Below are 21730 nucleotides of genomic sequence, written 5' to 3' on the forward strand. Positions count from 1 at the left end.
CCGCCCTTGGCGTCGGCAGGCAGTTCCTTGAACTTGCCCTTGCCGCGACCGCCCGCATGGATCTGCGACTTCACCACATAAAGCGGACCGGGAAGCTCCTTGGCTCCCTTCACCGCCTCATCGACCGTCAGCGCCGGGACGCCCTTCGATACGGGCAGGCCGAATTCCTTCAGGACCGCCTTTGCCTGGTATTCATGAATATTCATGGCCAGTTGCTCCAGATTGGCTAAAGCGTTTTGGGATTTGATGAAACCGCCTCAAATCCCAAAGACGCGTTTTCGTTCGAACGCGTTCTGCTCTAGGGATCAGGCAAGTGAGGGAGCGATGGTCTTGCAGGCGTCGACCAGCGACTTCACCGCATTGACCGACTTTTCGAAACCGGCACGCTCTTCCTTGTCGAGCTGGATCTCGACGATACGCTCGACGCCACCGGCGCCGATGACCACGGGCACGCCGACATAGAGATCCTTGACGCCGTATTGACCGGTGAGGTGCGCGGCGCAGGGCAGCACGCGCTTCTTGTCCCGGAGATAGCTCTCGGCCATCACGATGGCGGAGGCGGCCGGTGCGTAGAAGGCCGAGCCGGTCTTCAGGAGGTTGACGATCTCGGCTCCGCCGTCACGGGTCCGCTGAACGATCTCGGCGAGGCGCGCCTCGGTGATCCAGCCCATCTTGATGAGGTCGGGCAGCGGGATGCCGGCCACGGTGGAGTAGCGCACGGAGGGAACCATGGTGTCACCATGGCCGCCGAGCACGAAGGCGGTGACGTCTTCCACCGAGACGTTGAACTCGTCGGCCAGGAAATGGCGGAAGCGCGAGGAGTCGAGCACGCCAGCCATGCCGACGACCTTGTTGGCCGGCAGGCCGCAGGACTTCTGCAGCGCCCAGACCATGGCGTCGAGCGGATTGGTGATGCAGATGACGAAAGCGTCCGGGGCATATTTGGCGATGCCGGCACCGACCTGCTCCATCACCTTGAGGTTGATGGTGAGGAGATCGTCGCGGCTCATGCCGGGCTTGCGCGGCACACCGGCGGTGACGATCACCACATCGGCGCCCTTGATGCCTTCGTAGCTCTGGGTACCGGCGAGCTTGACGTCGAAGCCGTCGACCGGGGCAGCTTCGGCGATGTCGAGAGCCTTGCCCTGCGGTACGCCTTCCATCACGTCGAAGAGCACGATATCGCCCAGTTCTTTCAGACCGGCCAGAAGAGCCAGCGTGCCACCGATCTGTCCCGCCCCGATAAGAGCGATCTTGCTACGTGCCATAACGTAATGTCCCTGAGATTGTCGCCAAAGGTGAGTTTCGTTCCCCACCTCCGATAGCCCCTTTGGAAGCGGGGTTCAAGCGATAGGCGACCCCAGGTTGAAATGCCCGTCGCGCCGCGCTCCCAAGATGCATGGAGCTATAAAATAATCGTTCCTGATCAATAACATATCAGATAGGAACACGTTCCTTTGCACACAAGTTCTGAGCTGAAAATCGATGTTACAAATTTCAAATTTTGTAACATGTAACACGGTTCATGAGATTTTCCTCTGAATCGACCACCTACCCTTCCAGGTAGGTTACTTCCGCTCAGAGGAGGCCACGCCGACATCCTCCCGGTCTCGGCTTGCCGCCTTTCACTGCCACGCAATATGCACGGCACCGTGACAGGCGACGCCGGCCGGGCTACAAGGCGGCCACAAATTTGGAGAATCCGATGCGTCCTTCCCGCCGCGCTTTCGATGAGCTGCGCCCTGTTTCGATCGAGCGCAACGTCGCCCGCTATGCCGAAGGCTCCTGCCTGATCAAATTCGGCGAAACCCATGTGCTGTGCACCGCCAGCCTCGAGGATAAGCCGCCGTCCTGGCTGCGCGGCACGGGCAAGGGCTGGGTCACGGCCGAATATGCCATGCTGCCCCGCGCCACACATGAGCGCACGCGGCGCGAATCCACTTCCGGCAAGCCGTCCGGCCGCACCCAGGAGATCCAGCGCCTGGTCGGGCGTTCGCTGCGTGCCGTGGTCGACCTGGTGCGGCTGGGCGAGAAGCAGATCACCGTCGATTGCGACGTGCTGCAGGCCGATGGCGGCACCCGCACCGCCTCGATCACCGGCGGCTTCGTCGCGCTGCAGGAATGCGTGAAGTGGATGATCGAGCGCAAGATGCTCGCCGTCAGCCCGATCAAGGACCATGTCGCCGCGATTTCCTGCGGCATTTCCAAGGGAACTGCCGTGCTCGACCTCGACTATGCCGAGGATTCGGAAGCGATGACCGACGCCAATTTCGTGATGACGGGTTCGGGCGGTCTCGTCGAGATCCAGGGCACGGCCGAGGGCGCCCCCTTCAGCCAGGAGCAGTTCCTGGACATGCTGGCGCTGGCCCGCAAAGGCATCGGCGAATTGGTCGAGTTGCAGAAGCAGGCGGTGGCGTGATGGGGCGCCGTCTCACCGGCAAGCTGGTGCTGGCTACGCACAACAATGGCAAGCTCTCCGAGTTCAAGGCGCTGATGGCGCCTTACGGTGTGGATGTCGTCTCCGTCGGCCAGCTCGGCCTGCCCGTGCCGGAGGAAACCGGCACCACCTTCGTCGAGAATGCCCGCATCAAGGCGCTCGCCGCCCTTGAAGCCACCGGCCTGCCGGCTATCGCCGACGATTCCGGCCTGTGCATCGAGGCCCTGGACGGGGCGCCCGGCGTCTATACCGCCGACTGGTCCGGCCCGACCCGCGACTGGGACGTAGCGATGCAGAAGGCCCAGGACGAGTTGCTCGCTGTCGCCGCGACCGAACCGGCCCAGCGGCGCGGCAGCTTCGTCTCCGTCCTCAGCGTGGTGTGGCCCGACGGTCATTCCGAGACCTTCGAGGGGCGGGCCGACGGCACCCTGGTCTGGCCCACCCGCGGCGAACACGGGCATGGCTATGACCCGATGTTCCAGCCTGATGGCTCGGACAAGACCTTCGCCGAGATGACGGAAGCGCAGAAGAACACCATCTCCCACCGCGCGCGCTCCTTCCAGAAACTGGCGGAAGCCTGCCTGAAGGATTGAGGCCGCCGCCGGCCGGAATCATCCCTCCACGAGCGCTTGCCGGAATGCCTCGAAGGCCGGCGACGCCTCGCCTCTGCGTCGGACAAGCAGGGTTTCGATCTGCCCGAGGCGATGGGTCTGGACTTCGCTCCCGCCCGGCAGCAGGTCGAGCACGGAGCGCGGCATGACGCCGATGGCGTTGCCGGTCGAGACCGCAGCCAGCATGGCATGGTAGGAGGCCAGTTCCTGCACCTGCAGCCTCCTGGCGCCGCGCGCCCAATGCTCGGCCACGGCCCGATAGGTACAGCCCGGCTCGAGGGCCGCAAGGCTGTCGACCCTGAGATCGGCAGCCTTGGCAATGGACGGATGGCCGGGTGGCAGCACGATCAGCAGATCCTCGGTGAAGACACGCTCGCCTTCGAGCCGTCCGGCATCATAGCCGGTATCGATCCCTTCGATGGGCGGCTGGCCGATCAGGGCGCAATCGAGCTCATGGGCGAGCAGCCGGCGGATCAGGCCCTTCGTGCCACCGGTGATCAGTTGCAGCGATACGGCAGGCCAGGCAGCATGGAATTTCGCCAGCACCGGCGGGAGACGGCTCGCCGCCGTGCTCTCCATCGTTCCTACCCGGAAGGACCCTGCCGGCCCCGACGGCTTCAGCGCGCCGCGGGCTTCGTCCGCCAGGGCGATCAGGCGATTGGCATAGGTGAGAAAAATCTCTCCTTCCCGGGTCAGGCGCATGCGCTTGCCGTCCCGGCTGAATAGCGCCACACCAAATTCCTGCTCGAGCTGCCGGACCCGTGTGGTCACGTTGGAGGGCACCCGCCCCAATCGCCTCGAAGCCCGGGTGACGCTCTGCTCATCGGCTACGGCCAGGAAGATATCAAGGGAGGACAGATCCAATTTCGTTCTCTTTTTAAGAATAAAAAAACAATTATCATTTTCAAAATGGAAATGATAGGCCTGTTTTCAGTCTAGCCCTCGCCACTTGAGAGGTGAGGCCAATCAAGGAGAACGGCAATGTGGCCCGATCGGCGCATTCAGGAGCTCTTCGGCATCGAGATCCCCATCATCCAGGCCCCGATGGCAGGCCCATGCCACTACGACATGGTGATCGAGGTCAGCGAGGCAGGCGGGCTCGGCTCCCTGCCCTGCGCCACGCTGACGCCTGAGCAGGTCCGCACCGAACTTGGCCTCATCCGCCAGCAGACCGCGAAGCCCTTCAGCGTCAACTTCTTCAGCCATACGTCGCCGACGCCCGACCCGGCCCGCGAGGCCGGCTGGCGCAAGCGGCTCGAACCCTATTACCGCGAGGCGGGTATCGATCCCGCCGCGCCGATTCCAAGCTCGAACCGGGCTCCCTTCGACGACGAGCTCTGTACGATCGTCGAGGAGTTCAGGCCCCCGATCGTCAGCTTCCATTTCGGCCTGCCCGAGAAATCCCTGCTCGACCGCGTAAGGGCGACGGGTGCCAAGATCCTGTCTTCCGCCACCACGGTCGACGAGGCGCGCTGGCTCGAGGACCATGGCTGTGATGCCATCATCGCCCAGGGTTTCGAAGCGGGCGGCCATCGCGGCGTCTTCCTCACCGACGACATCACCACCCAGATCGGCACTTTCGCCCTGGTGCCGCAGGTGGTGGACGCGGTGAAGGTACCGGTGATCGCCACCGGCGGCATCACCGACGCCCGCGGCATCGTGGCGGCCTTCGCCCTGGGCGCCGCCGCAGTACAAGTCGGCACCGCCTATATGTTCACGCCGCAGGCGCGCATCGCAGCGCCGCATGCCGCCGCCCTGCGCAGCCCTGATGCCGACAAGACCGCCCTCACCAATCTGTTCACCGGACGGCCGGCCCGCGGCATCGTCAACCGCCTGATGCGCGAGGTTGGCCCGATATCGGACCTCGCCCCCGCCTTCCCACTCGCCGGCGGCGCATTGGCGCCGCTGCGGGCCAAGACGGAACCGCAAGGTTCCGACGATTTCATGTCGCTGTGGTCCGGCCAGGCCGCACGCCTGGGACGCGAGGCGGCCTCGGCGGGTGACTTGACGAAGCGGCTGGCAGCTGAAGCTCTGGCGAAGCTGACGAGTTGATGGAGGGTCGATCTCCAGATCGACCTCTTGGAAACACCGCGGATGAGGAGGGCAAGGTGGTCGATCTCGCTCCATCAATTGATGGAGCTGTGGAGATCGACCCTCCGGTTCCGCGCCAAACCGGCAAGGCCGATGCTTGCGGATATATTGTTATCTTCCTACTCCGCAGCCATCGCCATGGCCGGTGTCAGCCAGAGATCGAGGAAGCCGTGCAGCCATTGCTGCATACCCGGATCATATTGCCAGCGGCCGGAGAATTGCTGCTCGCGATCCTGCGCACCGGGTAGCTTGAAGCTTTCTTCGCTGCCCGTGGTCCAGCGGTTCATCATCAGATAGGTGACTTCGGGATGAAACTGCAGGCCATAGGCCGCGCGCCCGCAGGCGAAGGCCTGGTTGGCGAAGGTCGACCCGGTGGCGAGCAGCCGCGTGCCCCGCACATGTTCCGAGCCTTCATTGTGCCAATGATAGACATGGCTCGGCCAGGACATCAGAGACCGGCCCTCCGCCGTCGGCTCGATCGGCCAATAGCCGATTTCGACCTTGCCGGCCTCATGGCGCGAGACACGACCGCCGAGATGGCGCGTCAGCATCTGGGCACCGAGGCAGACACCGAGAAAGGGCTTGTTCTCGTTCAAGGGCACGCCGATCCAGTCGATCTCGCGGCGAAGCCAGGCTTCCTCGTCGTTCACGCTCATCGGCCCGCCGAAAATCACGGCACCGGCATGGTCGCGCATGGTTGCGGGCAAGGGATCGTCGAAGCGGGGGCGCCTGATATCGAGTTCATAGCCGCGTTCGATCAGGAAACGCCCGATCCGCCCGGGCGATGAATGTTCCTGATGCAGAACGATGAGGATCTTTCCCGTCACGATTCGGCCTGTGAAACGATTTCGTAACCATGATGTTACGGAAGTCTTAGCGAAAAGTTAAGCATTGGCGGTGCCGGAAGGCACAATGCCGCCATGTGTGGTGCCATTTTGCATCAATTTGCGTGAAGCGGCCGTGAGTAGATTGAACTCCGCAACGGGCACGCCGTGATCGCTGGCGGTGCGGACATTGCGGGTCATGTCGGTCATGTGCGTGTCGACGACATGGTCGTTATAGACCTGGAGGTAGCGGAAATCGCCGATCCGGTGCGGATTGCGGCTGTGGAATTCCTGGCTGAACAGGATGTGGTCCAGCACCTGATAGTCACCGAAATGGATATGGGTGTAGAGCGTGGTGCCCTTGATGTGCACGGCCTGCTGGTCGGAGGCGGCGTAGAGATGCAGGTCCCACAGGCGGCGGTTCTTGCGCTGCCAGTCGCCGGGATCGGCCATCAGTGGTTTCAGGCTCTCGGGCAGCGGCTGCTCGCCGCGGATGAGTTCGGTGGTCACGCTGGTGAGTTCGTCATTGAGATCGCCCAATACCATCACCGGGCGGGGTTCGGTGCCCCGCCCCGCCATTTCCCGCGACAGCATCACCCTGAGCGCCGCGGCCTCGGCGCCACGCTGCAGCAAGGCCCGCACTACGGCGAGCGCCCGCACCGCCGGATCGCGCCGATCCTCGTCCTCCAGCACCACGGGCCGGCGAGACTTGAGATGCACCACATAGACGGTCAGCGGCACACTATCGGGCAGCAATATTTCGGCCCTGAGGACCGGGCGTTCGAAGAAGCTGATGCCGACCGGCACGGCCTGCTGGCGCCCGTTCTCGTCGCGCCTCACGGCAAAGCCCTGGCCGAGGCCGGGCGGAAAGGCTGCAATGGATTCGACCTTGAGCACGGGGAGCCGGCTCGCCAGCCCGACCCGTGGCGCATTCAACGCCCCATCCGGCGTCTTGGGGCCGTCGTCATCCGCCAGCGGCGCATTGACGGTCGCCCCTCGCAGGCGCGGCGCCTTCCAGACCGCCTCGCGCAGGGCCTCCTCGTGGAACACCTCCTGGAAGCCGGCGAGATCGACCTGGCCACGTTCGAGCAACCCGGCGATGAAAGCGGTCTTGGCCTCATACTCCTCCGGCGAATAGGGCGGCTGCTCGTGGAAGCGCACGCCGGGCCTGGCCAGCAGCTGGGTGTTGAAGGTAGCAACGCGCAGGACGGAGGAGGACATCAGGATACCCTTGCGAGAGCTGCAGTCTCGCAAGGCTCGGGATTCGTGGCAATCCCGAAGGCGTCACTCCGCCGGCGCCAGCTCCCGGCGGTTGCGGATCGGCCGCCCCGGTGACAGGGCCTGGGCCGCATGCAGGATCGCATTGGCGTCGAGGCCATGGTGGCGATAGAGATCCCCAATGCTGCCGGTCTGGCCGAAATGCTCGACGCCGAGCGAGGTCACGCGCTGGCCGCGCACGCTGCCGAGCCAGGCCAGGGTGGCCGGATGGCCGTCCAGCACGGTGACGAGGCCACAATCGCGCGAGAGTGGCGCGAGCAGGCGTTCGATATGGCTCCTGGCCCCGGCATTGCCGCGCTGGCGGGCGCGTTCGGCAGCCGTCCAGCCGGCATTGAGCCGATCGGCCGAGGTGATGACCAGCAGGCCGGCATCGCGGCGGTCTTCGCTCATCAGGCCGATGGCCTCGATCGCTTCGGGCACCACGGCACCCATGGCCGCCACCACGATCTCGGCATTGGGCCCCGGCGGGCGCAGCCAATAGGCGCCGTTGACGATGTCGGCGGCCAGCGCCGGCGACATCGCCCGCTGCGGCTGGTCGATGGTGCGGGTCGACAGGCGCAGATAGACCGAGCCGCCCGTCTCGTCGCGCAGCCAGGTGGTCTCGTCGCGGTCCCCCTCCCCGTCCCGCTGCATGTAGTCGAAGGCAAAGCGCATGATCACGGCGAGTTCGTCGACGAAGGCCGGCTCGAAGGCAGCAAGGCCGTCCTGAGCCAGGCCGATCAGCGGCGTGGCGATCGACTGGTGCGCGCCGCCCTCCGGCGCCAGGGTGATGCCCGAGGGCGTCGCCACCACCATGAAGCGGGCATCCTGGTAGCAGGCATAGTTGAGGGCATCGAGGCCGCGCTGGATGAAGGGATCATAGAGCGTGCCGATCGGCAGCAGGCGCTCGCCATTGATGGAATGCGACAGGCCCAGCGCCGAGAGCAGGATGAAGAGGTTCATCTCGGCGATGCCGAGCTCGATATGCTGCCCCTTGGGCGAGAAGTCCCAGGCGAAGGTCGAGGGGATCTTTTCCTTCTTGAAGATGTCGGCCATTTCCTCGCGGGCGAACAGGCCGCGCCGGTTGACCCAGCCGCCGAGATTGGTGGAGACGGTAACGTCGGGCGCCGTGGTGACGATGCGCTCTGCCACCGCCAGATCGGTCGCGGCGAGATCGTTGAGGATGATGCCGAAGCCCTGCTGGGTCGACATCGAGGCGGACGCCCGGTAGGGCAGCGTGGCCGGCACCTCGACCTTGGCGGCGGTGAGGCGGCGGCGGCCCTTCTGCACGAAGGGCACCTGGTCAAGCGCCGCCTGCATCGCCCCGGGCGCCAGCTCGAGCCCCTCGAACTTGTCCCATTCATAGCCGGGGCGGATGGCCATGGCTTGCTGCCAGGCCTCCATCTGGGCCGGCGTCATCAGGCCGGCATGGTTGTCCTTATGGCCCTGGAACGGCAGGCCGAAGCCCTTCACCGTATAGGCGATGAAACAGGTCGGCCGGTCATGGCAGGCCGCCGCCTCGAAGGCGTCGATGAGGCTCGGCATGTCGTGGCCGGCGAGATTGGTCATCAACGCCGCGAGTTCGGCGTCGGAGCGTTTCTCGATCAGCCTGCTGACATCGCCCTGGTCGCCGATGGCATCGGTAAGGTGGCGGCGCCAGATCTTGCCTCCCTCGGCCGAACCGCCCTGATAGCACAGCGCCGCATAGAGCTGGTTGGGGCAGTTGTCGATCCAGTGCCGCAGCGCCTCGCCGCCCGGCTCGGCGAAAGCCGCCTCGAGCAGGCGGCCATATTTGAGGATGACGACGTCCCAGCCGAAATTGCTGAAGATCGACTCGAAGCGCTGCCACAGGCCCTCGCGCACCACGGCGTCGAGCGACTGGCGGTTGTAGTCAACGATCCACCAGACATTGCGCACGCCCTGCTTCCAGCCCTCCAGCAGGGCCTCGAAGATGTTGCCCTCGTCCATCTCGGCATCGCCGACCAGGGAGATCATCCGCCCTTCCGGCCACTCGCCCCAGCCCTTGGCCTTCACGTAATCCTGCACCAGAGCCGAGAACAGGGTCTGGGCGACGCCGAGGCCGACTGAGCCCGTGGAGAAATCGACGTCATCGACGTCCTTGGTGCGGGAGGGATAGCTCTGGGCTCCCTTGAAGCCCCGGAAATTCTGCAGCTTGTCGAGGCTCTGCAGGCCGAAGAGATAGTTGAGCGCATGGAACACCGGCGAGGCATGCGGCTTCACCGCCACGCGATCCTGGGGCCTGAGCACCGCGCCATAGAGCGCCGTCATGATCGTCGCCAGGGAGGCCGAGGAGGCCTGGTGGCCGCCGATCTTGAGCCCGTCCTCCTTGGTCCTGAGGTGATTGGCATTGTGGATCATCCAGGAGGACAACCACAGGGCCTTGCGTTCGAGGGCAGCGAGAAAGGGGAGACGAGGATCGGCCATGACGGAGTTCCAGGTGAACCCGCCTGTTATAGCAAAAGTTGTGAGGTGATTTTGGTTGATCTTGAAGGCCTACTCGCACAATTTTAGAGAATATCGCCAATCGTAACCACGAACACGCATAAATTACGCACGGATGAACGATGACTGCCCTCGACGCCATCGACAACAGGATTCTCCGCCTGCTGCAGGAAGACGGCCGCATGACGGTGCAGGCCCTGGCCGAACAGGTCGGCCTGTCGCATTCGCCCTGCCTGCGCCGGGTGCGGCAGCTGGAGGAGAGCGGCGTCATCCGCGGCTATGTCGCGGTGGTCGAGCAGAAGGAGGTCGGGCTGCCGGTCAGCGTGTTCATCTCGATCAAGCTGGAGCGCCAGCGCGAGGAGGACCTCGACCGCTTCGCCGCCGCTATCGCGCCCTGGCCGGAAGTGCTGGAATGCTATCTGATGACCGGCACGCGCGACTATCTTTTGCGCGTGGTCTGTGCCGATCTCGCCGCCTATGAGCGTTTCATCAAGGAAAAGCTCACCCGCCTCGACGGCCTCGCCTCGATCGAATCGAGCTTTGCCCTGGCGCAGGTGAAATATACGAATGTCCTGCCGATAAGGTGAGGAAACCCGGAGCGCGGACAGGATGTCCGCGCTCCAGCCGCCCTACCGCGTCTTCGCCACCAGAGCCGATACGCCGACCAGCAGCCAAGCCAGCATCGAGCCGGTCCCTCCGATGGGCGCCGCCATCGGGAAGAGGCGCTGACCGGTCATGGCGTTCAGCGCGACATCGGCCGAGAAAAGGGCCACGGCCGCGGCGAGCAGGAAGGCGGCGGGACGGGCCAGCAGCGCATGGAGCAGGCCGGCACGAACGGCGGCAACGATGGCGATCAGGGCCGGCGCGTGGGCGAGCACCATGATGGCGGCATAGTTGATATCGGGCCATTTGCCATGGGCGGCGAGCGCCATCAGGCCGATGCCGACGGCCCCGAACAGGCAGCCCAGTGTCGTGAGAATGCGGTCGGCGATCACAGCGCCAGGCCGCCGCGCTCGGCAAGGATCTGGGCGATGGCGGCGCGCAATTCGTCCATGCCGGTGCCCTCGCGGCTCGAGGTGACGATCAGCTCGGGGAAAGCCGCCGGCCGGCGCGAGATCTTTTCCCGGGTCTCGGCGACACGCTGCTCAAGCTCGGACTTCTTCACCTCGTCGGCCTTGGTCAGCACGATCTGGTAGACCACGGCGGCCTGGTCCAGCGTCTTCAGCACGGCGTCGTCGGTGGTCTTGAGGCCATGCCGGGCATCGATCAGCACGAAGACGCGCGCCAGGTTCACGCGCCCGCGCAGATAGTCATGGATCAGCCGGGTCCAGGCCTTGACCTTGGCATCACTGACCTTGGCATAGCCATAGCCCGGCATGTCGACCATGGTCAGCGGCGCGTTCGAAGAAAAGAAGATCAGTTCCTGCGTGCGCCCCGGCGTATGCGAGGTGCGGGCCAGGGCGTTGCGGTTGGTCAGAGCGTTGATCAGGCTCGACTTGCCGACATTGGAGCGTCCGGCGAGAGCGATCTCGACCCCCTCGGCCGGCGGCAACGCCTCCAGCGTATTGGCGGCGTGGCGGAAATCCCACGTCGAGGCAAAGAGTTTCTTGCCCGCCGCCGTGTAGTCGGAGGCGTCTGGCATCAACTTGCCGCCGATGAAGGCTTGCGGCCGAACATCGCCCTGAGATTATCCCACAATTCGATCTTCACGCCGTTCTTCTTCATGATGAAGGCCTGCTGCAGGATCGAGAGCGTGTTGTTCCAACAGTAGTAGATCACCAGGCCGGCCGGGAAGGCGGCGAGCATGTAGGTGAAGATCAGCGGCATCCAGCGGAACATGGCGGCCTGGGTCGGATCCGGCGGCGCAGGGTTGAGCTGCATCTGGATGAACATGGTGATGCCCATCACCACCACCCAGAAACCGACCATCAGCACGGAGGGCGGCGTCCACGGGATCAGGCCGAACAGGTTGAACAAGGTGGTCGGATCGGGCGCCGACAGATCGTGGATCCAGCCATAGAATGGCGCCTGTCGCATTTCGATAGTGACGAACAGCACCTTGTAGAGAGCGAAGAACACCGGGATCTGCAGGAGCATCGGCAGGCAGCCCGACAGCGGGTTGATCTTGTGCTCCTTGTAGAGCGCCATCATCGCCTGCTGCTGCTTCATGCGGTCGTCAGGGAACTCGTCCTTGATCTTCTGCATCTCGGGCTGGAATTTCTTCATGCGCGACATCGACTCGTAGGAGCGATTGGCGAGCGGGAAGAAGAAGGCCTTGAGGATGACGGTGGTGCCGAGAATGGCGAGGCCGAAATTGCCGATGAGATGGAAGAGGATCTCGATCAGGCGGAACAAGGGCTTGGTGATGAACCATAGATAGCCCCAGTCGATCAGATAAGCGACGTTATCCGTCTTCAGCTTCTCGTCGTAATAGGAGAGGGTCGCGACTTCCTTGGCACCGGAGAACAGATTGGTGCTCACCTCCGTGCTGGCGCCCGGCGCAATCGTCACGGCCGGCCGGTCGATCTGGGCGAGATAGGCCGGCGTGCCGCCGAAATCCTGGCCGCCGAAATGGGCGGTGAAACGGGCCGAAGGGTCGGGAATCAGCGCGTTGGCCCAGTACTTGTCCGTAAAGCCGAGCCATCCCGTGACATCGGCAAAAGGCTCCTGCTTGGCGTCGGGTGCCAGATCCTTGTAGGACAGTTCCTTCTGGGAGCCGGAGAAACGGCCGATCGGCCCCTCATGCAGGACGTAGGTGCCCTGGGTCCCCGGCGTGCCGACGCGCAGAATATAGGCCTGGGGCGCGATCTCCACCGGCGCCGTGCCCTTGTTCTCGACGCTGTCCTTGATGGTGAACATGAAGCCGCCGATCGGCTTGGCGACATTGGCCTGCTGATCCTTGGGCAGGTTCTGGCGAGGCAGGTCGAGCTTGTCGGCGGGCAGCGTCTCGCCGGCAGACGGGAACAGCGAACCACTCTGGCCACGGTCCTCGTCAATCGAGATGGTGCGGTGGAAAATCAGCCCTTGCCCATTGTCCCATTGCAGTTCGACCGGGCTGGCGGCCGACAGCGGCGCCTGGGATTTGGCCGTCCAGACCGTCTTCAAACCGGGCAGGTTGAGCTTGGTCGCAGCAGCGGAACCCGGCTTTTCCTGCCAGCCAAAGACCGTCAAATAGGGCCCGCGATTTTCCAGGTTGGCCTTGTGATCGGCCGGCTTCACCGGAGTGCCGAACGGTGAGAAGAGATCCACATTGGGGGAATTGGGGTCGAGCGTCTCACGATAGCCGCGCAAGGCCACGTCGTCGATCAGGCCGCCGACCAGGTTGATCGAGCCGATCAGGCGCTGGGCGTCGATCGCGACGCGCTGCGTGCGTGCCGCCACCGCTTCTTCACGGCTGGAGAACTGCTTCTGTCCCGCCGCGCCGCCGGGAACGCCGGGGGCGGGTGTAGCGGCCGCCTGCTGCTGTTGCTGCTGCAGCGCCTGCTGGATCTGCTGTTGCTGCTGCGCCTCCTGCTGCTGGCGCCGCTGCATGGGCTGGCCGATGAAATATTCCCACACGACGACGACGAGCAGCGTCAGGACGACCGCCAGAACGACGTTCTTGGTGTCAAAATTCTTCATCGCACAGCCTCATCGGCCGAACGGCGTGGCTTGCGGGCGCCTTGGCGCTCGCCATGCACACGGCCGAACGCCGCTACCATTTCATCAACGATCGTCGTAAAAGATGCGTCGAGGGCGGAGCGCCGCCCGAGCACGACATAATCATAGCCGTCGCGCGCGTGAAGCGCGCCAGACAGCCGCACCGCCTCGCGCAAGCGCCGGCGGATCCGATTGCGCTCGACGGCGCAACCTTCTTTCTTGGTCACGGTGAAGCCGACACGCGGCTCGATACCTTCAGGCGTCGGCGGTACAGCCTCGGCTGCGCCAGCGCTTTCGCGGCGACGCGCCTGCAAGGATAGCGTTGCAGCATGTGCCCTGCGGCCTTCGCGGACGAAAAGGAAGTCCCGACGCTTGAGCAGACGCTGCATCGATGAGGGCTCGGAGGCTCTTGAGCAAAGTGCTCCAAGCAAAGTTTCCCGGCAAGGTTTTGCCGAGAAACTCTGCAAATGTCTGAGATCTTGCTGATTCCTCTCGATCGAGCCCGCGGCTCGATCGAGAGGAATCAGCTTAGCGCAATGATGCGGAATCACTGCGCCAACCCGATCAGGTCAGGCCGACAGGCGCTTGCGGCCGTGGGCGCGACGAGCGGCCAGAACCTTACGGCCTGCCTTGGTGCCCAGGCGGGCACGGAAGCCATGGCGACGCTTGCGGACAAGCTTGGACGGTTGATAAGTACGTTTCACGGGTCGTTCTCCGCGGTCGCGGCCGGATGCCGATAGAGTTGACTGGAAAAGCGCTCCCCCGAACACCAAAAACGCGCCCCGGCCTTCGCCCTGGGTGCGTCCGGGCCCGATGGGCGACGCCAAATTCGCCGGTGCTTATGGGGGATGGCGTCCGGGAAGTCAATCAGGACTCGCAAGAAGTCGCGGAGAATAAGACGACAGCATGACGAAGCCGGGGACCGATCCCGCTATCGGCGTGACCGCCCCTTTTCAGGACCGGTCGCCCTATCCATATAAGCAACAGCGCGCGCTTATGCCAAGCGTTGCGGGCCGCGCCCGGAGGCCGCCGAGATTTTGCCTCGATCTATCGATCATGGTGATGTAGATGGCCTCGGCCCGGCTTGTGAAGTGGATCTGTCCGTGACGGCACCTCGAGCTCGACGGGCGAAGGTTCCATAACCGAAGGTGCAGGAAGTGGCCGACCAGAACGACGACTATGTCTATGACGAGGCGACCGGCGAATGGCGGCCGGCCTCGGAGATGGCGGCCATGGCCAGGGCCGATCAGCTCGTGGTGCGCGATGCCGCCGGCAACACCCTTGCCGATGGCGATTCCGTGGTCCTCATCAAGGACCTCAAGGTGAAAGGGGCCAATCAGACCCTGAAGCAGGGCACGGTCATCAAGTCGATCCGACTGACGGACAACGACGAGGAAATCGATTGCCGCCACGACTCCATCAAGGGCCTCGTCCTGCGCACGGAATTCGTGCGCAAGCGCTAGGATCGACGATCAGGAAGCCGGAGCCGTCATTAGCGCACCGGCTTTTTCTCTGCAGTTTTCACGAAAAAGCAACTCGGCACCTGATATTCGTACACCCAGCTCAAGCAGCCGCTCGACGAAACCATAAAATCACCGGCCCCGTGTTATATTTGGTTAACATTCTTGAATTACGACACTCCGATTTTGGCCACTTTCAGAATTAATACTTGAATTGATATTATAGAATTCGAGGTTATCGATATGTCCATTCTGGCATTATTGCATCGAATTTTGGATCACCTTCCATGCCGGCCCGCACCTATCGACGAAGAGGCAACCCGGCCGGATATCCGTATCGTCTCGATGCCGCGGACGCAGGCAACCCGCGCCCTCGCCGAAGCTCTGCGAGCGGCCCACAGCGACGACGGCAAATCCTGATCCCGGTTCCGCCCTTTACGGCAGGCAGCGCAGAAGAAAGGTGCCTCAGGTGCCGCGCGGTTTTGCCCGCGTGGTCGGCAGGGCCGCGGCCGGGTCCTCCGGCCAGGGATGGCGGGGATAGCGCCCCTTCATCTCCACCCGCACGGCGGCGTAGGAGCCCTTCCAGAAGCCCGGCAAGTCCTTGGTCACCTGCACGGGCCGGTGCGCCGGCGAGAGCAGGTTGATGGTAAGCGGCACGCGCCCGCCGGCAATGCTGGGATGGCTGGCAAGGCCGAACAATTCCTGCACGCGCACCGAGATGGCAGGCCCGCCCTCCGCCTCGTAGTCGATCGCAAGATTCGAGCCGGTCGGTGCCTCGAAAAAGGCCGGTGCTTCGATATCGAGCCTTCTGCGCTCGTGCCAGGGCAGCAAACTCGCAAGGCCATTCTCCAGATGCTCTGCCGTGATGCCCGAAAGCCCTCGCACCCCTTCGATAACAGGAGCGAGCCAGGTTTCGGCCGTCTCGGCCAAGGCCCGGTCCGAGAGATCGGGCCAGTCCGGCGAGCCGCTGGCGCTGAGGAAGGCGATGCGGTCGCGTAACTGACGCTGGGCCTTGCTCCAGGGCAGGCGGCCGATGCCGGCCTGGGCAAGGCCACGGGCAAGCATGATGGCGGCATCGGCATCCAGAGACAGCGGCGCCGTGGTCTCCTGCAGCACCAGCCGGCGATAGCGCCTGACGGCACGCGCCTTGAGACTGGCGCTGGCGGTATCATAGCCGATGCTCACGCTTTCGCTGACGCCTGACAAGGCCGCGATCTCCTCGGCGGCGATCGGAGCCGCCAGCAGGATGCGGCTCGCGCCGGCGCTGCCGGCGATCTCGGCGACGGCAAGCATCGACTCACGAGCCAGGCGGTCATGCGGCTCCAACCGGGCTGCCCGCCCATTTTCCATGGTGAAGCTGCCGGCCTGCCCGCGCGCCACGGCGACGCGGTCGGGATAGGCCAAAGCGAGAACCGCGCCGGCCCGGGCCGGATCGCCTTCGCCGCCCAGGTCTCTGCTGCCCTTGCCGCTTCCGGCTTCCTTGCCGGCCGTCCTCGCCCAATTGCCGGCCAGTCGACGCATGTCCTGCGCCCGCCCGCCGCGGTCACGCCGAAAGCGCTCGATGCGTTCGACGAGATCGGTGCCGTCGCCTCCGAGGCCACGCTCCGACAGGATGGCGGCGATCTCGGCGGCCAGGATGGCTTCTCCCGTCGGCACCGCAGCCACGATCATGCGCGCCAGCCGCGGCGGCAGCGCCAGGCTGGAGAGATGGCGCCCCGTTTCGGTGAGCCGGCCATCGCCGTCCAGCGCCTCGATCTCCGTCAGCAGCGTCCTCGCTTCCTTGAGCGCCGTCGCAGGCGGCGGATCGAGCCAGGCGAGAGCCAGGGGGTCGCCGACGCCCCAGGCGGCACAATCGAGCAGCAACGGGCTGAGATCGGCCGCCAGGATCTCCGGCTTGGCGAAGGCCTCGAAGGCGCCGGTCGCCGCCTCCTCCCACAGCCGGTAGCAGGCGCCGGGTTCGGTACGCCCGGCGCGCCCGCGCCGCTGATCGGCGCTCGCGCGCGACACCCTGACGGTTTCGAGCCGGGTCAAGCCGAGATCGGGCTCATAGCGCGGCACGCGGGCGAGGCCCGCATCGATGACCACGCGCACGCCCTCGATGGTGAGGCTGGTCTCGGCGATCGAGGTGGCGAGCACCACCTTGCGGCGCCCCTGCGGCGCCGGAGCTACGGCCCGGTCCTGGTCGCGCGCTTCCATGGCGCCGAACAGCGGCGCGATATCGACACCGTCGCCGAGATTGCGCTCGGCCAGGAGCCGCGCCGTGCGGGTGATCTCACTCTGGCCAGGCAGGAAGACCAGGACCGAGCCCGTTTCCGCCCGCAGGGCCCGCATCACCGCATCGGCAACCGCCTCATCCAGCCGCTGGCGCGGATCGCGGCCGAGATAGTGCGTCGTCACCGGAAAGGCACGGCCGGCGCTCTCGATCACCGGCGCATCGCCCAGCAGTGCGGCGACGCGCGCACCGTCGATCGTCGCCGACATCGGCAGGATGCGCAGGTCCTCCCGCAGCCCCGCCTGGGCATCGAGCGCGAACGCAAGCCCCTGGTCGGCATCGAGCGAGCGTTCGTGGAACTCGTCGAACAGAACGGCTGCCACGCCATCGAGCAAGGGGTCGTCGAGAATCATGCGGGCGAACACGCCCTCGGTCACCACCTCGATGCGGGTCCTTGCCGATATGCGCGATTCCAGGCGCACACGCAGGCCCACCGTGGCGCCGACCGGCTCGCCCAGCGTGGCGGCCATGCGGGCGGCGGCAGCACGGGCGGCGAGGCGGCGAGGCTCCAGCACGACGATCTTGCCCCCCTTCGTCCAGGCCTCGTCGACGAGGGCCAGGGGCACGCGCGTGGTCTTGCCGGCACCGGGCGGCGCAACGAGGACGGCATTGGAACGCGCCTGCAGGGCCTGCCTGAGGGCCGGCAGAGCGTCGTCGATGGGCAGGGGCTGGTCGAACTCGCGCATCGCGCCGATGTGACGCATCCGGGAAACAAGTGCAATGGCGGAGCCGGCCTGAAACCTCGGCAGCGGCGCGCCCGCTCTCCCGGTAGGGCATCGGTGATGGCGGGGGACTACGCCCAATGTGGCATTGCAGCGGGCAGGCCGCGGGACGATTTTAACCATAGTGTGACTTTTTCGTCATCGACGCCTCGCCTGCCTTCGGCCATAGCTAGCTCTCGACGATTGAGGACGAGGCGATGGAACGGCGCGCCTATGAAGCTCCGCTCGACCCCGCACTCGCGGTGTCGGGCCTCCTGACCCGGCTGGGCTTGTTCCTGCTGGTGATTTTTGCGCCTTTTTTTGCCATGTTCTCGCGTCATGCCGTGGCAATCATCGTGCCGATCGCCACGGCACTGCTGATCCTGGCGGCTGCGCTCGACAATCGCCTGCCGACCGCTCTGCGCCGTTTGCAGGGCGCGCTGACCTCGCCCCGCACCCTGGCGCTGCTCGCCTTGCTGGTCTGGGCCGCTATCAGCATCTGGTGGACGCCCCGCCCTGCCTCGGCCGCGGGCCGGCTGCCGGGGATATTGGGCATCGTGCTCCTGTTCGCCGTGGCGATTTCCTGCCTGAAACCGCGGGTGCGCTTCAGCGACGCCAACCTCATCCCGATCGGCGTCGCCATCGCCAGCGTGACCCTGATCCTCGAATATCTGCCGGGATCGCCGCTGCAGGGCCTCGGCGAGACCGGTACCGAGGATGCCGAAAGCACGCGCGCCGCCATGCTCATGGCGCTGCTGGCCTGGCCGGCGGTGGGCGCCGTCCTGGCGCGCGGCCGCAGCTGGCAGGCCCTGCTGATCTGCCTGGTAATGATCCTGGCGCTCTGGCTGGTGCATGATCTGGTGATCTTCGCCGCCTTCATTGCCGGCATCGTGGTGATGACCCTCGCCCTCTGGCGCCGGCGGGCCGCCGCCCTGGCCGTGGCTATCTCGGCCCTGGTTCTTTTGGTGCTCGCCCCGCTGGCGGGCTGGATGATGGCGCGATGGGGCGGCTTCCTGCTGCCGGCCGAGGGCGATCACCTGGTGGCCCTTTGGCGCGACGTGACCTATGCCCTCCCGAATCATCTCTTAGCCGGCTTCGGATATGATTCGAGTTCTTCGCTGACCCGCGGTGTCGGTGGCCAGCTCCTGGCCTCTCCCCACAATGCCGCGTTGCAGATCTGGCTGGAACTTGGGCTCGTCGGCGTGGCGCTGGCGGCGCTCGCCCTCTGGATGACGCTGATGGGCATGAACCGCGACGACGATCGTTCGGCCCCTGCCGCTCTCGCCGTCTCGGCCTCCGCTTTGGTGATGATGTTCGCGGGCCTCGCTGCCTGGCAGCCCTGGTGGCTGATGGCGCTGGGCCTCACCAGCGTCTCGCTCGCCTTCCTGGCCCGGCTGGGTGCGCGCCGGCGCGATTGAGAGAGGTTTTCTCCTCAATCACCCGCGCCGCGCCACGCCCTTCAGATTGGCGAGCGCGGCCGCCAGGGTCGCGTCGCGCTTGGCAAAGCAGAAACGCACCACCGTAGTAACGGCATCCTCGGCATAGAAGGCCGAGACCGGAATGGCGGCGACCTTGTGCTCGACGACCAGGCGCTGGCAGAAGCTGACATCATCTTCCTCGATGCCGCTGGCGGGCAGGTCGATATTGAGGAAATAGCTCGCCTCGCTCGGCAGGATGGCGAAGCCGAGTTCGGCCAGCCCGGCCGCGAAAAGGTCGCGGGAACGCTGCAGTTCCGCTCGCATGCCGATGAAGTAGCCCTCTTCCTTGCCAAGGCCATAGGCAACGGCGGCCTGCAGATTGGGCGCCGTGGTGAAGGTGAAGAACTGGTGCGCCTTGGCGATCACCTTGAGGATCGGCGCGGCGGCCATGACGAAGCCGACTTTCCAGCCGGTGAGCGAGAAGATCTTGCCGGCCGAGCCGATCTTCACCGTGCGCTCGCGCATGCCCGGAAAATTGATCAGCGGCCGGTGGACGCGGCCGTCGAACATCACATGTTCCCAGACCTCGTCGCAGACGGCGATGGCATTGTAATGGACGCAATATTCCGCCAGCAGGGCCAGATCCTCGTCGCGGAAGGCAATGGCGGCCGGATTGAGCGGGTTGTTGAACAGAACCACCTTGGTGCGCGCGGAAAAAGCCGCGTCGAGCGCCTCGCGCGTCAGACGCCAATGCGGGGGCTGCAGCGTGACGAAGCGCGGCACCCCGCCCGCCCGGCGCACCAGCGGCAGATAGGCATCGTACATCGGCTGGAACAGCACCACCTCGTCGCCCGGCTCGATCAGCGCCATCAGCGCATCGGCGATCGCCTCGGTGGCACCGGAGGTAACCATCACCTCGCTGTCGGGATCGAGCGCCACGTCCTGGAAGCGGGCATAGTGCTCGGCGACGGCACGGCGCAGTTCGGGCAGGCCGAGCATGGGCGGATACTGGTTCCAGCCCGTCATCACGGCTTCCGCCGCCTTCTCGCGCACATCGAGGGGGCCGGCATCATCCGGAAAACCCTGGCCGAGATTGACGGCGTCATGCTCGCGGGCAAGCCGCGACATGGTCTCGAAGATGGTGGTGGGAAGACCGGCGAAGATGCTGTTCATACACGATCGATAGACGAGTTGGGCAGAGGGATAAAGAGACCTCTAGGGCGTGTCGTCACTATGGTTTTGACCCCGCTGCCTTCGACGGCAGGGCGCTCGCGTCGAGCCCGAACCACAGCCGACGACACACCCTGACCTCTCCACCCTTTGCCTTTTGCGTGCGACCTCCTAGATAGAGGGCATGTCCAGAGCAAAAGCGCGTCCAAACCTGAACGCTTGTTTGCTCTAACTCTGTGGTTCGACGCGTCTTTGCGATTCTTGGCGATTATGCCAAATCGCAAAACGCTTTAGTGAGGTTCCCATGACGTTCAACCTTTCCGCCGGCCCCGACAGCGGCCCCCGCTCCCCTTTCCACGCCACCACCATCCTGATGGTCCGCAAGGGCGGGCGCGTGGTCATCGGTGGCGACGGGCAGGTCAGCCTCGGCCAGACCGTGATCAAGGGCAATGCCCGCAAGGTCCGCCGGCTCGGCAAGGGCGACGTCATCGCCGGCTTCGCCGGTGCCACGGCCGATGCCTTCACCTTGTTCGAACGGCTGGAAGCCAAGCTCGAGCAATATCCCACCCAGCTGACGCGGGCCTGCGTCGAACTCGCCAAGGACTGGCGTACCGATCGCTATCTGCGGCGGCTGGAAGCGATGATGCTGGTGGCCGACAAGTCGGCCGGGCTGGTGCTGACGGGCACCGGCGACGTGCTCGAGCCTGAAAATGGCGTGATGGCAATCGGCTCGGGCGGCAATTACGCCCTGGCCGCCGCGAGGGCACTGGTTGACACCGACTATGACGCCGAGGCGATCGTCAAGAAGGCGATGAACATCGCTGCGGATATCTGCGTCTATACCAACCATAATCTGGTGATCGAAAGCATCGATCTCTGATAAGAGGGCGAGAGTCACCTCAGGCAGAAAGCCGCCCTCGCATGCTCTCCTTCCGGATCAGCCTTCCCATCGTCTTCGCCGCAATCGGCCTCGCGGGCTGCGCGGCGGAGAAGCAGCCCGACTTCCCCACCACCAATCCGCTCGAAAAGGCCTGCCAGGCCGAGGGGGTGAAGGCGGGCACGGCGATGACGGACTGCATGCGGCGCAAGGCCTCCCAGGGCATTGCCGGCGACACCTGCAGCCGCAGGGGCGTCAGGCCCGGCTCGCCGCAGCGCGAGCGCTGCGTCAAGCTCGAGGCCGAATACAGCCAGGCGAGTTCGGAATGCCAGGCCCAGGGCCTGGGCACTTTCGGCCCCGAAGAGGTCGCCAAGTTCAAGGCCTGCATCAGCGGCAAGGCGCCGGAAGCGGCTGCCTACAAATTCGCCCAAGACTAGATCACATACCCATAAATGGGATTCCCAAGGAAGCCGCGTTCTGATTCATTGATCTCGACTTTGGAGGTCGAGA

General features: G+C 64.9%; 21 protein-coding genes. 8 read left to right on the forward strand and 13 right to left on the reverse strand.

What is annotated here, in order from left to right:
- Together U1R88_RS34035 and mdh are read right to left on the reverse strand one after the other, a co-directional pair.
- Positions 1-206: ATP-grasp domain-containing protein (locus tag U1R88_RS34035; RefSeq protein ID WP_322435305.1), on the reverse strand; the 206-nt coding region annotated here is incomplete at its 3' end.
- 99 nt (positions 207-305) lie between these two features.
- Positions 306-1268, reverse strand: a complete 963-nt coding sequence (gene mdh, locus U1R88_RS34040; protein WP_322435306.1) for a malate dehydrogenase — start codon at positions 1266-1268, stop codon at positions 306-308.
- Positions 1269-1705: 437 nt separating this feature from the next.
- On the opposite strand from mdh, the gene rph reads away from it, so the two are divergent.
- Together rph and rdgB are read left to right on the forward strand one after the other, a co-directional pair.
- Positions 1706-2419: a ribonuclease PH gene (gene rph, locus U1R88_RS34045; protein ID WP_322435307.1), complete on the forward strand. Its 714-nt coding sequence runs from the start codon at positions 1706-1708 to the stop codon at positions 2417-2419.
- On the forward strand, positions 2419-3030 hold the full coding sequence (gene rdgB / locus U1R88_RS34050) for an RdgB/HAM1 family non-canonical purine NTP pyrophosphatase (RefSeq protein ID WP_322435321.1): 612 nt from the start codon (positions 2419-2421) through the stop codon (positions 3028-3030). The genes rph and rdgB overlap by 1 nt, the downstream gene beginning before the upstream one ends.
- 18 nt (positions 3031-3048) lie before the next feature.
- Here the strand turns inward: rdgB and U1R88_RS34055 are convergent, their stop codons facing one another.
- Entirely contained in the window at positions 3049-3912 is an 864-nt protein-coding gene (locus tag U1R88_RS34055; RefSeq protein ID WP_322435308.1) for a LysR family transcriptional regulator, read from the reverse strand.
- A gap of 117 nt (positions 3913-4029) precedes the next feature.
- On the opposite strand from U1R88_RS34055, the gene U1R88_RS34060 reads away from it, so the two are divergent.
- Positions 4030-5100 carry an NAD(P)H-dependent flavin oxidoreductase gene (locus U1R88_RS34060; RefSeq protein ID WP_322435309.1) on the forward strand — a complete coding sequence of 357 codons (1071 nt, stop codon included), beginning with the start codon at positions 4030-4032 and terminating at the stop codon, positions 5098-5100.
- A gap of 158 nt (positions 5101-5258) precedes the next feature.
- Here U1R88_RS34060 and U1R88_RS34065 read toward each other — a convergent pair whose 3' ends face one another.
- The 3 genes from U1R88_RS34065 to U1R88_RS34075 form a co-directional block, all read right to left on the reverse strand.
- A complete protein-coding gene (locus tag U1R88_RS34065; RefSeq protein WP_322435310.1) occupies positions 5259-5966 on the reverse strand; it encodes a glutamine amidotransferase in 708 nt (235 codons plus the stop codon).
- 57 nt (positions 5967-6023) lie between these two features.
- Positions 6024-7184, reverse strand: coding sequence for an endonuclease/exonuclease/phosphatase family protein (locus tag U1R88_RS34070; RefSeq protein WP_322435311.1), 1161 nt, complete (start codon positions 7182-7184; stop codon positions 6024-6026).
- Between the two features lie 63 nt (positions 7185-7247).
- Complete coding sequence (locus U1R88_RS34075; protein ID WP_322435312.1) at positions 7248-9665, reverse strand: transketolase; 2418 nt, start codon at positions 9663-9665, stop codon at positions 7248-7250.
- A 140-nt stretch (positions 9666-9805) separates the two neighbouring features.
- On the opposite strand from U1R88_RS34075, the gene U1R88_RS34080 reads away from it, so the two are divergent.
- Positions 9806-10270: an Lrp/AsnC family transcriptional regulator gene (locus U1R88_RS34080; protein WP_068294467.1), complete on the forward strand. Its 465-nt coding sequence runs from the start codon at positions 9806-9808 to the stop codon at positions 10268-10270.
- 42 nt (positions 10271-10312) lie between these two features.
- Here U1R88_RS34080 and U1R88_RS34085 read toward each other — a convergent pair whose 3' ends face one another.
- The 5 genes from U1R88_RS34085 to rpmH form a co-directional block, all read right to left on the reverse strand.
- Complete coding sequence (locus U1R88_RS34085; RefSeq protein WP_322435313.1) at positions 10313-10678, reverse strand: DUF423 domain-containing protein; 366 nt, start codon at positions 10676-10678, stop codon at positions 10313-10315.
- Entirely contained in the window at positions 10675-11325 is a 651-nt protein-coding gene (gene yihA / locus U1R88_RS34090; RefSeq protein ID WP_322435314.1) for a ribosome biogenesis GTP-binding protein YihA/YsxC, read from the reverse strand. The genes U1R88_RS34085 and yihA overlap by 4 nt, the downstream gene beginning before the upstream one ends.
- Complete coding sequence (gene yidC / locus U1R88_RS34095; protein WP_068294480.1) at positions 11325-13304, reverse strand: membrane protein insertase YidC; 1980 nt, start codon at positions 13302-13304, stop codon at positions 11325-11327. Before yidC ends, yihA begins: the two co-directional genes overlap by 1 nt.
- On the reverse strand, positions 13301-13711 hold the full coding sequence (gene rnpA / locus U1R88_RS34100; protein ID WP_322435315.1) for a ribonuclease P protein component: 411 nt from the start codon (positions 13709-13711) through the stop codon (positions 13301-13303). Before rnpA ends, yidC begins: the two co-directional genes overlap by 4 nt.
- A 180-nt stretch (positions 13712-13891) precedes the next feature.
- Positions 13892-14026, reverse strand: coding sequence for a 50S ribosomal protein L34 (rpmH, locus tag U1R88_RS34105; protein WP_082980037.1), 135 nt, complete (start codon positions 14024-14026; stop codon positions 13892-13894).
- A gap of 453 nt (positions 14027-14479) precedes the next feature.
- On the opposite strand from rpmH, the gene U1R88_RS34110 reads away from it, so the two are divergent.
- Entirely contained in the window at positions 14480-14785 is a 306-nt protein-coding gene (locus U1R88_RS34110; RefSeq protein ID WP_068294488.1) for a zinc ribbon domain-containing protein YjdM, read from the forward strand.
- A 462-nt stretch (positions 14786-15247) separates the two neighbouring features.
- Here the strand turns inward: U1R88_RS34110 and hrpB are convergent, their stop codons facing one another.
- Positions 15248-17758, reverse strand: a complete 2511-nt coding sequence (gene hrpB / locus U1R88_RS34115; RefSeq protein WP_322435316.1) for an ATP-dependent helicase HrpB — start codon at positions 17756-17758, stop codon at positions 15248-15250.
- Between the two features lie 215 nt (positions 17759-17973).
- On the opposite strand from hrpB, the gene U1R88_RS34120 reads away from it, so the two are divergent.
- Positions 17974-19173, forward strand: coding sequence for a hypothetical protein (locus tag U1R88_RS34120; protein WP_322435317.1), 1200 nt, complete (start codon positions 17974-17976; stop codon positions 19171-19173).
- Positions 19174-19191: 18 nt separating this feature from the next.
- On the opposite strand, the gene U1R88_RS34125 is transcribed toward U1R88_RS34120, so the two are convergent.
- Positions 19192-20346 carry an aminotransferase gene (locus U1R88_RS34125; protein ID WP_322435318.1) on the reverse strand — a complete coding sequence of 385 codons (1155 nt, stop codon included), beginning with the start codon at positions 20344-20346 and terminating at the stop codon, positions 19192-19194.
- A gap of 301 nt (positions 20347-20647) precedes the next feature.
- Here U1R88_RS34125 and hslV point away from each other — a divergent pair, with 301 nt between their 5' ends.
- The gene (hslV, locus tag U1R88_RS34130) at positions 20648-21223 is read left to right on the forward strand and encodes an ATP-dependent protease subunit HslV (RefSeq protein WP_322435319.1); all 576 of its coding nucleotides are present in this window, start codon (positions 20648-20650) and stop codon (positions 21221-21223) included.
- 41 nt (positions 21224-21264) lie between these two features.
- Entirely contained in the window at positions 21265-21657 is a 393-nt protein-coding gene (locus U1R88_RS34135) for a hypothetical protein (RefSeq protein WP_322435320.1), read from the forward strand.
- The last annotated feature ends 73 nt before the right edge of the window (positions 21658-21730 follow it).

The organism is Labrys sedimenti (assembly GCF_034424805.1).
Lineage (GTDB): Bacteria > Pseudomonadota > Alphaproteobacteria > Rhizobiales > Labraceae > Labrys > Labrys sedimenti.

Coding starts and splice junctions, on each gene's coding strand:
- U1R88_RS34070 (WP_322435311.1), bottom strand. CDS start 7,184: ATGTCCTCCTCCGTCCTGCGCGTTGCTACCTTCAACACCCAGCTGCTG.
- U1R88_RS34125 (WP_322435318.1), bottom strand. CDS start 20,346: ATGAACAGCATCTTCGCCGGTCTTCCCACCACCATCTTCGAGACCATG.
- rph (WP_322435307.1), top strand. CDS start 1,706: ATGCGTCCTTCCCGCCGCGCTTTCGATGAGCTGCGCCCTGTTTCGATC.
- rnpA (WP_322435315.1), bottom strand. CDS start 13,711: ATGCAGCGTCTGCTCAAGCGTCGGGACTTCCTTTTCGTCCGCGAAGGC.
- U1R88_RS34075 (WP_322435312.1), bottom strand. CDS start 9,665: ATGGCCGATCCTCGTCTCCCCTTTCTCGCTGCCCTCGAACGCAAGGCC.
- U1R88_RS34080 (WP_068294467.1), top strand. CDS start 9,806: ATGACTGCCCTCGACGCCATCGACAACAGGATTCTCCGCCTGCTGCAG.
- U1R88_RS34135 (WP_322435320.1), top strand. CDS start 21,265: ATGCTCTCCTTCCGGATCAGCCTTCCCATCGTCTTCGCCGCAATCGGC.
- hrpB (WP_322435316.1), bottom strand. CDS start 17,758: ATGCGTCACATCGGCGCGATGCGCGAGTTCGACCAGCCCCTGCCCATC.
- rdgB (WP_322435321.1), top strand. CDS start 2,419: ATGGGGCGCCGTCTCACCGGCAAGCTGGTGCTGGCTACGCACAACAAT.
- U1R88_RS34120 (WP_322435317.1), top strand. CDS start 17,974: ATGGAACGGCGCGCCTATGAAGCTCCGCTCGACCCCGCACTCGCGGTG.
- yihA (WP_322435314.1), bottom strand. CDS start 11,325: ATGCCAGACGCCTCCGACTACACGGCGGCGGGCAAGAAACTCTTTGCC.
- hslV (WP_322435319.1), top strand. CDS start 20,648: ATGACGTTCAACCTTTCCGCCGGCCCCGACAGCGGCCCCCGCTCCCCT.
- yidC (WP_068294480.1), bottom strand. CDS start 13,304: ATGAAGAATTTTGACACCAAGAACGTCGTTCTGGCGGTCGTCCTGACG.
- mdh (WP_322435306.1), bottom strand. CDS start 1,268: ATGGCACGTAGCAAGATCGCTCTTATCGGGGCGGGACAGATCGGTGGC.
- U1R88_RS34060 (WP_322435309.1), top strand. CDS start 4,030: ATGTGGCCCGATCGGCGCATTCAGGAGCTCTTCGGCATCGAGATCCCC.